At 74.7% G+C, this 13,479-nt stretch carries 10 protein-coding genes, 1 pseudogene and 1 CRISPR repeat array (1 of these 12 only partly in view); of the genes and pseudogenes, 2 read left to right on the top strand and 9 right to left on the bottom strand.

Annotation, left to right across the window (positions count from 1 at the left end):
• A CRISPR array of direct repeats spans positions 1-4,906; the repeat unit is 29 nt; unit sequence GGGTCGATCCCCGCGTGTGCGGGGGAGCC; it reaches 704 nt to the left of the window's first position.
• Between the two features lie 41 nt (positions 4,907-4,947).
• The 7 genes and pseudogenes from V9F06_00235 to V9F06_00205 all read right to left on the bottom strand — a co-directional run bounded on the left by V9F06_00235 (position 4,948) and on the right by V9F06_00205 (position 10,007).
• Positions 4,948-5,661 (bottom strand): hypothetical protein, encoded by a 714-nt coding sequence (locus V9F06_00235; GenBank protein MEI2616047.1) that lies wholly within the window; start codon positions 5,659-5,661, stop codon positions 4,948-4,950.
• 495 nt (positions 5,662-6,156) lie between these two features.
• Positions 6,157-6,342 (bottom strand): type I-E CRISPR-associated endoribonuclease Cas2e, encoded by a 186-nt coding sequence (gene cas2e / locus V9F06_00230; GenBank protein MEI2616046.1) that lies wholly within the window; start codon positions 6,340-6,342, stop codon positions 6,157-6,159.
• A 12-nt stretch (positions 6,343-6,354) separates the two neighbouring features.
• A complete protein-coding gene (locus tag V9F06_00225) occupies positions 6,355-7,218 on the bottom strand; it encodes a hypothetical protein (GenBank protein MEI2616045.1) in 864 nt (287 codons plus the stop codon).
• A gap of 6 nt (positions 7,219-7,224) precedes the next feature.
• Entirely contained in the window at positions 7,225-7,980 is a 756-nt protein-coding gene (gene cas6e, locus V9F06_00220; protein MEI2616044.1) for a type I-E CRISPR-associated protein Cas6/Cse3/CasE, read from the bottom strand.
• Positions 7,970-8,125, bottom strand: a complete 156-nt coding sequence (locus V9F06_00215) for a hypothetical protein (protein ID MEI2616043.1) — start codon at positions 8,123-8,125, stop codon at positions 7,970-7,972. The genes cas6e and V9F06_00215 overlap by 11 nt, the downstream gene beginning before the upstream one ends.
• Positions 8,126-8,918: 793 nt before the next feature.
• Positions 8,919-9,224: pseudogene (locus V9F06_00210) on the bottom strand (type I-E CRISPR-associated protein Cas7/Cse4/CasC).
• Between the two features lie 225 nt (positions 9,225-9,449).
• A complete protein-coding gene (locus tag V9F06_00205) occupies positions 9,450-10,007 on the bottom strand; it encodes a type I-E CRISPR-associated protein Cas7/Cse4/CasC (protein MEI2616042.1) in 558 nt (185 codons plus the stop codon).
• A gap of 149 nt (positions 10,008-10,156) precedes the next feature.
• Here V9F06_00205 and V9F06_00200 point away from each other — a divergent pair, with 149 nt between their 5' ends.
• Complete coding sequence (locus V9F06_00200) at positions 10,157-10,495, top strand: hypothetical protein (protein ID MEI2616041.1); 339 nt, start codon at positions 10,157-10,159, stop codon at positions 10,493-10,495.
• A 268-nt stretch (positions 10,496-10,763) separates the two neighbouring features.
• Here V9F06_00200 and V9F06_00195 read toward each other — a convergent pair whose 3' ends face one another.
• A complete protein-coding gene (locus V9F06_00195) occupies positions 10,764-11,696 on the bottom strand; it encodes a hypothetical protein (GenBank protein MEI2616040.1) in 933 nt (310 codons plus the stop codon).
• Between the two features lie 215 nt (positions 11,697-11,911).
• Here V9F06_00195 and V9F06_00190 point away from each other — a divergent pair, with 215 nt between their 5' ends.
• Positions 11,912-12,160, top strand: coding sequence for a hypothetical protein (locus V9F06_00190; GenBank protein ID MEI2616039.1), 249 nt, complete (start codon positions 11,912-11,914; stop codon positions 12,158-12,160).
• 918 nt (positions 12,161-13,078) lie between these two features.
• On the opposite strand, the gene V9F06_00185 is transcribed toward V9F06_00190, so the two are convergent.
• Positions 13,079-13,479 (bottom strand): hypothetical protein (locus V9F06_00185; GenBank protein MEI2616038.1); only part of this gene is annotated, 401 nt, incomplete at its 5' end.

Below are 13,479 nucleotides of genomic sequence, written 5' to 3'. Positions count from 1 at the left end.
CGCGTGTGCGGGGGAGCCGTCTCGCGACCGTCGGCGACTACGACTCGCTCCGAGGGTCGATCCCCGCGTGTGCGGGGGAGCCATGGCGTCGGCCACGGAGCGACACGACGCGCGACGGGTCGATCCCCGCGTGTGCGGGGGAGCCACCACGATCACCGAGCACCTGCCTCCGCGCGTGGGGTCGATCCCCGCGTGTGCGGGGGAGCCTCGGGCGGCTACGAGCAGGTGCGCGGGCGCCGGTAGGGTCGATCCCCGCGTGTGCGGGGGAGCCATCGGTCCGGTCGTCGCAGGACGTCGACAGCGGCGGGTCGATCCCCGCGTGTGCGGGGGAGCCCCGGCCGCACGGAAGCCGACGTCACCGGCGACACGGGTCGATCCCCGCGTGTGCGGGGGAGCCGCGTCGACGCGGTCCCTAGCGGCGCGACGGTCGAGGGTCGATCCCCGCGTGTGCGGGGGAGCCGGCCGCCGCAGCCGGGAGACGCGCGCGCCGGGCGGGTCGATCCCCGCGTGTGCGGGGGAGCCCGCGTGTGAGGCGGTGCCGCAGGGTCGTGCGGCAGGGTCGATCCCCGCGTGTGCGGGGGAGCCGCTGGCGGCTTCCGCGAGCGTCGATCACCCGATGCGGGTCGATCCCCGCGTGTGCGGGGGAGCCGTCGGCGCTGCGCCGGAGCCGACGCCCGACGTCGGGGTCGATCCCCGCGTGTGCGGGGGAGCCGTGGCGCGGATCGCGCGACCACGGCGGACGACGAGGGTCGATCCCCGCGTGTGCGGGGGAGCCGCGATGGTGCATCAGCGTCTGCGGCGAGCGACGCGGGTCGATCCCCGCGTGTGCGGGGGAGCCTGCGTTCGTCTGCACCGTGGCGCGCACGCGGAGGGGTCGATCCCCGCGTGTGCGGGGGAGCCGACGACGTCGACGAGCCTGTTCGCCGACCGGACGGGTCGATCCCCGCGTGTGCGGGGGAGCCAGCGCCGCGCGTCGGACTGGCGGACATCGACCGCTGGGTCGATCCCCGCGTGTGCGGGGGAGCCCGCATGCAACCTGCGGCGACCGCGCGCCGGTGCCGGGTCGATCCCCGCGTGTGCGGGGGAGCCTGGGTGGAGTCGTCGGGTAGCCCGACGCGGCACGGGTCGATCCCCGCGTGTGCGGGGGAGCCTCCGGCGACGTGAAGGTCACCGGCTCGGCGTCGGGGTCGATCCCCGCGTGTGCGGGGGAGCCTGCGAGCGACCTCCGCGACCTCACCAGGCGACGCGGGTCGATCCCCGCGTGTGCGGGGGAGCCATGCTCGGGGTGAAGCGTCGCCGCACGTCGAGCGAGGGTCGATCCCCGCGTGTGCGGGGGAGCCACGCACCGACGCTCGGTCGCGACGCGTGCTCGGGCGGGGTCGATCCCCGCGTGTGCGGGGGAGCCCGCAGGCGCCGCGCTGCCAGCGCGCGCGGTCGAGCGGGTCGATCCCCGCGTGTGCGGGGGAGCCTGCAGCGCCGCGCCGCGGGCAGATCGGCCGCGTGGGGTCGATCCCCGCGTGTGCGGGGGAGCCGACCTGCGAGAGCGGCGCGACGCGGCCACGCCGAGGGTCGATCCCCGCGTGTGCGGGGGAGCCCCGCGTCGGCCGACGTACGCCTGCGATCGCGCGATGGGTCGATCCCCGCGTGTGCGGGGGAGCCGTCGCGGCATCCGGTCGGCGGGAGCCGTGGTCGCGGGTCGATCCCCGCGTGTGCGGGGGAGCCCACGGCGCTCGTCGAGCAGTCGCGCGCCGCGGCGGGTCGATCCCCGCGTGTGCGGGGGAGCCACGCGATGCGCGCCGGAGCGCTGCGGCCGTGCGCAGGGTCGATCCCCGCGTGTGCGGGGGAGCCACGTGCCGCTCGGCGAGCGCTCGGCGCGACGTGGGGTCGATCCCCGCGTGTGCGGGGGAGCCGCAGGCTCGGCCAGCTCGCGAAGACTCGCAGCGCGGGTCGATCCCCGCGTGTGCGGGGGAGCCCGCGGTCGGCGCATCGCCCGCGCGCATCGCCGCGGGTCGATCCCCGCGTGTGCGGGGGAGCCGAGCGCGTGATCGCGCGCTCGACGATGCGAGCGGGGTCGATCCCCGCGTGTGCGGGGGAGCCTGCCGACGTCGACCGCGCCAGTCGCGCTCGCGGCGGGTCGATCCCCGCGTGTGCGGGGGAGCCGCCCGCGGTGTCGCTCGTAGCCGCTGCCGCCGAGGGTCGATCCCCGCGTGTGCGGGGGAGCCGCGAGCCGCTGCGCAGCGCGTGCCGACGCTCGGGGTCGATCCCCGCGTGTGCGGGGGAGCCGGCGCGTGCGAGCGACCGTCGTCGACGTCGGCACGGGTCGATCCCCGCGTGTGCGGGGGAGCCTGCGCGGCGATCCGCGGTGGTCGTCCGGGCGCGCGGGTCGATCCCCGCGTGTGCGGGGGAGCCCGGCGCGTCGCCGATCGCACGTGCACCGCGACGGGTCGATCCCCGCGTGTGCGGGGGAGCCCGCGGCACGGCGCATGGCCGACTGCGCGCCGACGGGTCGATCCCCGCGTGTGCGGGGGAGCCTGCCGAGCGTCCGGGCAGCGGCGTCGCGCGTCGGGTCGATCCCCGCGTGTGCGGGGGAGCCCGACCGGCGACGCGGACCGCCGTCGCGAGGCGCGGGGTCGATCCCCGCGTGTGCGGGGGAGCCCCGATCGCAGCGTCGAGCGCTCATGGCCCGTCACGGGTCGATCCCCGCGTGTGCGGGGGAGCCTTGACGTCGGCACGACGGCGATCGCCAGCGGCCGGGGTCGATCCCCGCGTGTGCGGGGGAGCCACGCTCGCGGCGATGCCGGCCGCGCGGCGAGCGTGGGTCGATCCCCGCGTGTGCGGGGGAGCCAGCACAGTGTCCAACCGCAGCTGGCGGTGTGACGGGTCGATCCCCGCGTGTGCGGGGGAGCCTCATCACCGCGCGCGAGTCGACGTCTGCGACCGACGGGTCGATCCCCGCGTGTGCGGGGGAGCCGCCACTCGGCGCTGGTGCCGCTGCGAGCGACGCGGGGTCGATCCCCGCGTGTGCGGGGGAGCCGCGCGCGACGATGCGCCGCGACGGCCCGGTCGCGGGTCGATCCCCGCGTGTGCGGGGGAGCCACGGTGCACGCCGCGGCAGCCTGCGCGGCCGCGCGGGTCGATCCCCGCGTGTGCGGGGGAGCCCGCATGGCGGCGCATCGCGGCGCAGTCGCGCCAGGGGTCGATCCCCGCGTGTGCGGGGGAGCCGCGACGACGCCGCGTGCCGTCGCGGGCTGCCGATCGGGTCGATCCCCGCGTGTGCGGGGGAGCCGCATCGCCGCGCTCGAGGCGATCGACTGCGGCGGGTCGATCCCCGCGTGTGCGGGGGAGCCGCCAGCGGCCATGCGCGACGCCGTGCGTGCGCGCGGGTCGATCCCCGCGTGTGCGGGGGAGCCCGCACGCGGCGACCGCCCGGCGACGCTCGCGCCGAGGGTCGATCCCCGCGTGTGCGGGGGAGCCCGCGGTCGACGCTGCCGCTGCTCGCATCGGATGCAGGGTCGATCCCCGCGTGTGCGGGGGAGCCCGGCTCGTCGATGCGCCGGCGAGGCGTCGCGCACGGGTCGATCCCCGCGTGTGCGGGGGAGCCCTCGAGCTGACGGCTCCGCGGCGTCGCCGAGCGGGGTCGATCCCCGCGTGTGCGGGGGAGCCTCCGCGAGCATCGACGGAGCGCCGACTGCGCTGCGGGTCGATCCCCGCGTGTGCGGGGGAGCCCGTCGGCCGTCGGGCCGGTGACGCCGTCGCGACGGGGTCGATCCCCGCGTGTGCGGGGGAGCCGCTCGACGCGCGTCGCCGTCGCGCCGCGTGCACGCGGGTCGATCCCCGCGTGTGCGGGGGAGCCGCGATGGCGACGCTGCGCGTGCGAGACCGGGTCGATCCCCGCGTGTGCGGGGGAGCCGCCGCGTCGCAGCGTCCCGCGCGTCGTGCGCGGGTCGATCCCCGCGTGTGCGGGGGAGCCCGCGCGCTGGCGCGGACCGCGCGACGCGACGCGAGGGTCGATCCCCGCGTGTGCGGGGGAGCCAGCTGCAGCGCGTCGACCTCGCGCTGCCGGCGCGGGTCGATCCCCGCGTGTGCGGGGGAGCCTCACGATGCTCGGGCACGTCGGCGCGATCGCGGATGGGTCGATCCCCGCGTGTGCGGGGGAGCCTCGCGCCGCGGACGCTCGTCGCGCGGCGTCGCAGGGTCGATCCCCGCGTGTGCGGGGGAGCCGCCGTCCGCAGCGGCTGCATCGCGCGGGGTCGCGGGTCGATCCCCGCGTGTGCGGGGGAGCCCGACGCGCGCCGTGCGGTCGACCGTCGCCGGCGGGTCGATCCCCGCGTGTGCGGGGGAGCCGTCGTGCGCGACGCGTCGCGCTACGGCGCGCGACGGGTCGATCCCCGCGTGTGCGGGGGAGCCGCGCGCACCGTCGCGCGCGGCCGCGACGCCGCGGGTCGATCCCCGCGTGTGCGGGGGAGCCGGCGGCGCATCGCCGCGGCGCGACTCGCGTCGACGGGTCGATCCCCGCGTGTGCGGGGGAGCCCGCGCGGCTCGCCGAGGCGTCGCTGCCGCGACGCGGGTCGATCCCCGCGTGTGCGGGGGAGCCGCCGTCGCGGCGAGCGTGACCATCGCCGACGCGGGGTCGATCCCCGCGTGTGCGGGGGAGCCTCGCCGCGACGCGTGCGTCGCGATCGCGCACGCGGGTCGATCCCCGCGTGTGCGGGGGAGCCGCGCGCCGCGCGCCCGCAGGCGCGCGCGGTGCCGGGTCGATCCCCGCGTGTGCGGGGGAGCCGTCGGCCGCGTCTCGCCGCGCACGGCGCGACGCGGGTCGATCCCCGCGTGTGCGGGGGAGCCATCGGCGCAGCGCCGTGCGCCGCGCGCGTCGGCGCGGGTCGATCCCCGCGTGTGCGGGGGAGCCTCTTTGACCTCTTTGCGGACCGTCCGCTCAGGTCCCCTTCATCAGCCGGTGGGCTTGCTGTCTTCCTTGCTGTCCTTGCTGCCGCCCTGATCCGGCTCCTCGGCGGTCGCCCGTGTCGCCCTGGCATTCCCCAGCGGGAAGAACCGGTCGGCGTACCCGCGCTCCTCGCCGTTCTCCAGGGCCCACGTGCGGAGCTGGAGATACACGCTCTCTCTCGCCCCGTTGGTCGCATCCTTCCACGACTCCACATCGAGGCTCACGCCGGTGCGTGCGGCGAAGGCGTCGCGTCGGCCCTGGAGCGCCGCCTTGCCCTCGGAGATCGCCGCCTCCACGGCCGCGAGCTTCGCCGCCGCCGACTTCGAGAGCGCGACCCTCTCCCGCACCGTCTGGAAGCGCTCGCAGCGCTCGATCTCGCTCTCCAGGCCCAGCCGGATCACCTCGTTGGGCGCCTCCGGGAAGTACGCGCGGAAGGTCTTGTCGTCCTTGTTTCCCCCGGCGTCGCGGAGCAGCTCGTTGGCGAAGGCCCGCACCCGGCCATCGAGCCGGAGGTCCAGCCACGACACCCGCGCGTTCGCCCGCACGACCCCGTCCTCCGCCGCGCGTCGCACCGCATCGAGCGCGGTCCAGCGCTCGTTCTGCGCGCGCATCGCGCGGAGCAGCTTCGGGTGCTCCTCCGATGCCGCGAGCACGGACTCGGTGAACAACACCTCCGCCCTCGAAGCCTCCCAGCCGGTCTTCTCGTCGATCTGTCTCATCGCAACGCTCCTCTCTCGCTGAAATGTGCGGGGAGTTTCCAATGCTTCTCCCCGCCGACTCCCCGGAGCGTCGCAGATGCCTTCCGCCGATGGCAACGCCGTTGTTCGGCCCCCCACAGCGGTGTCCGCAAGCGTCGCCCCTCGCCCTCCGGCCCCCCACAGCGGCCGCCTCCGTGGCCCCCCGGCGCGCGCCGGCCCCCCACAGCGGTCGCCTCCGTGGCCCCCCGGTGCGCACCGGGCCCCCACGGCGGTCGCCTCCGCGGCCTCCCCCGCCCCCCGGCCCCCCCCACGGCGGTCACCTCCGTGGGGAGGGAGAAGGGACGAAGCGCTCCGTCAGCCCTCGCTCCCGGCGTTTCGTTCTGCATGGATTGTCAAAGACCGTTGCGTGCTCTTCGGTCAGCGCGCAGCGCACGAGGACCATCCCGTCGTGCTCCTGGAGGTCCACCTTCGGGAGCCCGAGCGTGCAGGAAGGCCTGACCGCCGGGGGCCTGCGAGTCAGGCCACGTCATCACCACCGCCTGTGTCGGGCGCGTCGCCGGCGTCGAACCACTCCTCCATCACCGCCCAGACCCGCTCCCGCACCGCCCGGGTCATCCCCGGCGACGTGTACACCCCCGGCGTCACCTCGCACATCACCGACGCCAGGAAGCCCCGAAACCGGTCGGGAACGTTTCGCGTGATCGCCGATGGTCATCATGGTCGAAGAGCTCCTTGATGCGGTCGATCATCTTCTCGACGACGCGTGTCGCGCGTGAACACCGCTCCCGGCGTGGCGTGCGCACGGCCCGCTCCAGGGTCTCTCCGGGGCGCGGGCTCTTCGCCGCCTCGAAGGCCGCCGGGAGCGTCACGCGAGTCGCGAAACAGGTCGGCGATGTCGAGCGCGAACGCGCGGCCCGAGTCCTCGTGGATGAACCCGAGCTGGGGGATGGTCCCGGTCACTGCCACGGCCACCTGGGCGAGGGCGTACACCGCCGTGGACGCGTGGTTGATGGCCTGGTTGGCGAGGTCGGCGCTGTCCGGCGCCGCCGCGGTCGTAGCGCCGGCCGCGCCATGGACATCCCGTAGCTGCTCGCGAGAGGCGCTTGTAGATGCTCCTTCATGCGCGCGCCCTCGATGCCGCGCAGCACCGCGATGTCGGCGTCGGGGAGGATCTCCCCGAGCCGCCACGCATACATCCGCCGGGCGATGAGGGTGCGGAGGTTGGGATCGCTCCAGTGGGTGACCTGCATCCGCGCGCGGGCCGACTCGTCGGGGCCGAAGGGCATCGAGGCGTAGAGCCGCACGCCCATCGACGCCGGTCACCACGATGCCGGTGCTGTGCCTCGCGCAGAGCCGCAGCGCGTCGTGCGAGACCGTCGCTCCGGGCTGGAGCGCGATGCACGACACGGTCTGGAATGGGATGGCGTAGTCGCCCGCGGGGAGGTCGCCGTCGCCCGCGGTGATGAAGCGGAGGGTGCCCGCGTCGACGACGAGGTTGCCCCGGCCGAGCCAGAGGAGGCCGTGGCGGTCCCCGTGGGGGATGCGGGCGGTCTCCAGGCCGAGGCGTCCCTTGAGCATCGGGTGTTACCGCGGGGCGAGAGGGCGGAGGAGGAGCATCCCGAAGCCGAAGGCGCGGTGGCGCCCGAGGCCGCGGGCGAGGGTGGCGCGGAAGAGCGCGGGGTCGGTGACGGTGAGGGTACCGTGGAAGCTGGCGGCAGGGCGGTCGCGCGACTCGCTCTTGCGGTCGGCGCCCTGGTGTCGCCGGGTGAGTCGCTCCAACTGGAAGCGCTCCAGCGCCACGTGCTCCACCGTCGCTCCGCCGCGTCGAGCGATCTCCCCGAGGAACCACTCCCGATAGACCGTCTCCCGGTCGACCTTCACCTCGGGTCCGACCTTCCGGCAGGCCGCGAGGAAGGCGTCCACCTCCGGGGCTTCGCTCTCCTGGTGCAGCCCCGGCTTCGCGGGTCGCACCGTGGGGCAGACCTTCACCATGAACCCAAGCCTCTGCCCGGCGGTGAAGTGCTCGGGCATGGGCTTGCCCGCGAAGCTCGCCCAGTGGCAGAGCCCGTCGTAGAGCGACGGGTCGGCGAAGGTCTGCGCGGTCGTGTGGAGCGCGTCGCGGGTGTGCGGCGAGTATGCGAGCACCTCGACGACGCGGCCCTGCTCGCGGGTGATTGCGAAGGGCTTCGGGGCCTCTGCGCCGAAGAGCTCGCCGAGTGCGCAGTGCACGACGTACCCGAGGTCGACGTCGCGGGCGGGGAGCCGACGACGGCGCGCGAGCTCGATGAGCCGCGGACCGTCGAACCCGAGCCGCAGCATGGTGAGGGCGTCACCCGACATGAGAGGCCTCGCTGGTGATGGTGAGCATCGACTCCTGCATGAAGCGCCGACCGACATGGATCTGGTTGGTCCAGTCCATGTCGTCGGTGATGGCGAGCGTGCGACCTGAGTCGGCGCCCTCGTCGACGGGCCACCAGGCCTTCAATGGCTTACCGACCTCTCTCAACCGCGCGGTCGGGAGCGGCGCCTCCGCGAGCGCATCGCGCAGCCTCGGGGCGCGGGTGACGACCGAGGAGCAACGGCGCCGAAGGGAGGCAGTTCTTGCGGCCGAGGAAGAGCGGCCGCTCGGGCGAGCGCAGCGCCTGCGCGACGTCGTCGATCGTGGGCTCGCCGTCGCCGGAGAGCGTCAGCGCGACGGTGTAGAGGGCATCGGCGAGGTAGTGCCGATGGCGGATGTGGGTGCCGTCGCTCGATCCTCCGGCCCTCGCTCCTCGGGCGCGCCGCGGGTGGTCCAGCCGGCGCGCCTCATGAAGTCCTGTCCCAGGTCGACGGTCTGGTAGTCGATCATCGCGACGCCCGCGCGGTCCTGCCGCGACGGCGTACCGGAGGCGACGCTGGAGCGCGTCGAGGCGCGCAGGCTCCGGCGTGGTCGTAGCCCAGCGCGTTGCCGATCAGCCCCGTCAGCATCGCGCGCCCGGGAAAGTCTCGGGTCACGCCGAACTTGTCGACCACCTCGCCGCCGAAGCTCATCCACGGCGCGTCGAAGCGCAGCCAGCAGCACGTCCGAGCATCACGTGCCCCGCACCGACGGCGCCGGCCCACCGCGCGACCGCGGCCAGCGCCTGCCGCTCGCCCGCGAGCGACGCGTCGAGGACGCCTCGCCGCGTCGATCGCCGCGTGCGATCGGCGCGGTCGTCTTCTCGTACATCCCGTCGAGGTCGCGCGAGGTGCTCGTCGAGCGCGCGCGTAGGTGTTGCCGAGCACGTCGGGCCGCTCGGTCACCGGGCTTGAGGAAGGCGTTGGCCAGCGTGCGCGGCTGCGTCGTCGCCGTGCCTCGACCAGCACGAGGCTGCGCGTAGCGCGTGCGGCGCGGTCGAGCCGAGCTTCGCGCCCGGCGAGACCGTCGCGACGAGGTGGATGAGCGCCTCGACGACCTTCGCCGGCGAGGGTGCGATCGGCGCGTCGCCCACGTCCTTGCGGTCGCAGCCCTCGAGGTTCGAGACGAGCAGCGGCACATCGACCACGACGTAGCCGTAGAAGAGCCCGCAGGTGAGCTCGGTGGTGCCGATGTGGCCGCTGCCGAGCTGGGCGTCGTCGCCGTCGCGCCGAGCAGGTCGTCGACCGCGGCGAAGTAGTCCGTCTCCGAGCGCGCTCGCCGTGCACGGTCAGCGCGTGCGCGACGTGGAGCGCCGCGTCGCCGCGCGCGAGGATGTCGCTGGTGACCATGCGCCCGAAGAGCGCCGCGTCGAGGCCCGCGGCACGGCCTGCATGGCCGTCGAGGTTCTTCTTGGCGTCCTTGAGGCGCGCCTTCACCGCGTCGGCGATCTTGCTCGGCGTCGGGCTTCGCCTCGCAGACCGCCCGCGCGTGGCCGAGGAAGTACTCGATCTCGGGCCGCCCCAGCACGGTCACCTGCGCGTCTGCACGGCGCCTTCTCGGCGACCACGCTCCGCGCGGCCGCGTCGTCGTCGCGCTCCGCGCCCTTCTTGCCCTTCGCCTTCGGCTTCTTCGCCTCCGCGTCGTCCTTGGCCTTCTTCGCCTTGGCGCTCTCGCCCGAGCACCAGCGGCGATCGATGGCCTCGGTCACCGCCCGCGCGAGGGCCGGGTCAACGCCCTCGGCGCACGAGCGGCTCGAGGACCTAGCTGCTCGAAGGTGATGCCGCGAGCGCACGCGACATCGCGCCGCGAGCTCGGACAGCGCGTGCGCGCCGTCGAAGGTGCGCCAGTGGCGCTTGAGGCACTGCGACGAGATGCGCGTGCGCGTCGCGCCGCCGAAGGGCGATGCGCTTGGCGAAGCCCACGTCGTCGCGGTTGAGCAGCGCGGCCGGGATACGAGGTCAGCGTGTGGATCTGGATGAAGCGTGATCATCGGGGTTCTTTCCTGTGAGTCGTTGCAGTGCGGATGACGGTCTACTCGCGCTGCAGCGGCCGTGAAGAAGTCCTCGGTAGATGTGCGCGGCGGACGTCGCTCTTCGTCGTCGCGTGCCGTCGGAGAGCACGAGGCGCGCGAGGTCGAACGTGATCGAAGTAGACGCCGCGCGAGGCGAGCTGCTGGACGACCGTGCGGACCGCGACGGCGAGCGCGTCGTCGTGGGCGCGGAGCATCTTCACGACGCGGGTCTCGGGCACCGCCTCACCGAGCGCGCGCCCGAACCGTCGACCGGGGCCGACGAAGCCCAGGCTTCGGCCATTGCGGCGAGGATGACGGCCCAGCGCCGCTCGGCGCGGCGGCGGGAGGCGTCGTCCGGTCGGGAGCTGATCGGCGAGGTCGCCCACGAGGAGCTTCCACAGCGCGGGGCAGTGCGGGTCGTCGGGGCGTCGAGTCGGCGGAGCGCCGCGAGGTCACCGGGGCGGTAGGCGCTGGAGCGTGCGGGCGACGGCCCCCACGACGTCGCGGAGCGGGCGAGCAGGGTTGGTGCTCGGGGGCGTTCATCGGGCGTCATCTCCCTCGGTGGCGGGCGGTGCAGGGGTGGTGCTGGGCGCGGTCGGAAAGGCCGATGCCGAAGTGCTTGCGAGCGGCGCCCTCGAAGAGGCGCTGCGCGGCGGCGACGGCGCGGAAGCGGCCGCATCGACGGCAGCGGAACCGCGTCGAGGGCCTCGGTGAGCACCGTGCGGGCAAGCTCGATCACGGTCGTCGAGCCAGCGCGCGTCGGCCGTGGGGTCGTCGTAGCCCGACGTCGTCGCCAGAGGTGCTCGGAAGAAGATCGCGTCGACGCGCTCTTCGAAGCGGGCGGTCGAAGGGATCGGGCCGCTTGTCGGTCGAAGTCGAGCTTCGCTCTCGGCGCCCGCCTGCACCAGCGCGCACAGCGCCGGCCGCAGCGCCCGCTTGCGGACGCTCGCCGCCGACCTGCTCGACGCGCCGCTGCGCGAGGGCGCCGAGGCGCTGCGCGCGCGGCGGGCTCGGCGAAGCAGGTCGCGAGCCGTCGGCCGGGAGCTCGAGCACCCGCTCGTGGAGCCCGTTGGTCTCGCCCTGCCCCCGCGCGAGCACCCGCGCGATGAGCACCGGCGCGTCGCCGTCCTCGGGGCGGAGGCTCTGCGCCGCGGCGCGCGCGCGTAGTCGCCGTCGAAGAGGAGGTTCGACAGGAGCGACGTAGTTGAACCCGTTGGCCGACACCGTGAGGGCCTTGCCTGCGTCGTCGCGCTTCGACCGGGATCCAGACGTCGCCCGTGACGCCCAGCGAGATGCTTTGCCGTCGACGCGGGCGGCCTCGGTCGAGACGCCGCGGCCCTGCGATGCGCTCGCCCACGAGGGTGAGCCTGACGCGCCGACACACCTCGACGAAGAACGGATCGAGTTCGCTGGAGCGCGCAGCGAGGTCGTGCCGTCCCAGGGCTCGCACCACAGCAGCCCGATCCCGTCGGGGCGCGTACCCGAAGCTAGCGAGATCAGCGACTCGCGGCGCGCGTCGAGCCACGTGCGCACGTCGCGGGCGAAGCGGTCGACGAAGCCGGGCCCGCGCGCGACGCCCACCTGCGGTCGGCTGGCGAAGCCGCCGTTCATCCGGGCGACGCCGTAGTTGCCCTTGCCGAGAAACCCCTCGGTGGTCTGGAGCGTCACCAGCGCGAAGAGCCAGTGCTCGGGGCGGGCGATGGTCCATGCGCGCGCTCTTGAGGTCGTGGTTCTTGGCCGTGATGAGCACGTCGAGGCGCGTCGGGCTGATCGAAGGTGCGCTTGAACCCGTCGAGCTTCGTTCTCGGGCACCGGGGCCTGGAGCAGCGCCGGGCGTCGCGAGGTCGTCGACGACGAGGCACCAGGGCTCGTGCGCGCCGCCGGTGAGCGCGAGCAGCCGCTCCCGCCAGCGCGGCTTCATCGACCGCGAGCGGTCGTCGCCGGCCGCGCGCACACGCGAGGGCGGCGAGCTGCACCAGAAACGCGTGCCACGGGTGCCGCTGGTGCGACCGCAGCGCAGCGGAACTCCGTGGCGACTCTCCGCGCCCGAGGCGCGCGAGCACGCCGGGGAGCGTGAGTGCGGGCGCGGGCTCCATCGCGCGTCTTCGACCGTCGAGCAACGGGCTCGGTGAGCAGGTTGTGTGCGTCGGTTCAGACATCGGAGAGGTCCTCGTCGGTGGCGGGGGCACTCGGTCTCGCGGCGCGAAGGCCCGAGGCGGTCGTAGACGAAACGCGTCGGCGCCGAACGCGAACACAAAGCGCCGGCGTTCGTCGCTCGAATCACGGTGGGCACGGCGTCGGGCGGCGACCTCCCGCGCCATGAAAGTCGGCACGGTGAGCTCTGGCGACCTGCACGTCGCCGAACGGGCCGCGTCGGCGGCGGCGTGAAGCACCGCGCGCCGGTCGCCCTCGCCGAGCCGCGTCGAGATGCGCTCGGCCGAGCGCCTTGTCGGGGAAGGCGCACGCGCCGAAGAGCGCGTCGTGCCCGCGTCGACGAGCGATGAACACGCCGCGCGCCGGTCGCCGCAGAACTGCCCGGTGCACCCACATCCGGTGCTGTGACCAGTCCCGTCGTCGCGGCGCGGGATGGCCGTCGAGCAGCGCGTCTGGGTGCGTGGTGTGTTCGACGAGGTGCCGGTTCATCGCCGGGATGGAGACGATCGGGAGCTGCCTCGATCTGACACCACGTCGCGTGGAGCACCCGCAGGTCGTCGTAGACCGTGCCGTGTCCGTGCTTTCCGCGAGGCTCGCCGCCCTTCGTGATGAATCGCGGCGAGGTCGCGCTCGCCGGGCGTCAGCACCACGGCGACCGGCGCGCGTGTATCCCGTCGGGCCGGCGCCTGAGCGCCGTCGGCCGTCGATGCCGATGGAGCCGCCCGACGCGTTGCAGCAGCACGTCCATCGGGCACAGGTCGGTGATGAGGAGGTCGGCGTCGAGGTCGAGCGCCTGCTGCACGGTCTGCGTCGCGACCGATCACGCAGCCCGCCCGACGGGGCTCGGCCTTGCCGAACTCGACGCTCGATGGCGGCGTCGAGGCGCGCGACGGTCGTCACGGGCGAACCGCGCATGGTGCGGCGTCGGCAACGTCGCAGCAGGTGAAGAGCAGCGCCGAGCGATCCTGTCGTAAGTGGCGAGCGCTTCGAGCGCGCTGTTGCGTGTCGACGGCAGTCGCGCACGGTGTTGCGGAGCACGAGCACCCGCGCACCGCTGTGGCGGCGTGGTCGAGAGCGGTGCGCGCGACGTGCTCCGGGTCGGCGATGCCTGCGTCGGTCTGGACGGTGATGGTGCGCGGGTTGCCTGGCGCAGAGACTGGAAAGCGCAGTGCAGGCGCGGGCGCGGCGGCGTGCGAGAGCAGGGGATAGACCGTGGCGACGGCCGCATCGAGCGGCGTCGGCGTGACGGCCTTGCCGAGCGCGAAGAGCCGGTCGCGGGCGGATGATCCGAGCGTGG

This window comes from Thermomicrobiales bacterium, from assembly GCA_037045155.1.
In the GTDB taxonomy this organism is placed as follows: Bacteria; Chloroflexota; Chloroflexia; order Thermomicrobiales; family CFX8; genus JAMLIA01.
Note: the sequence above shows the minus strand (reverse complement) of the source record. Positions and strands in the feature narration are given on the sequence as shown.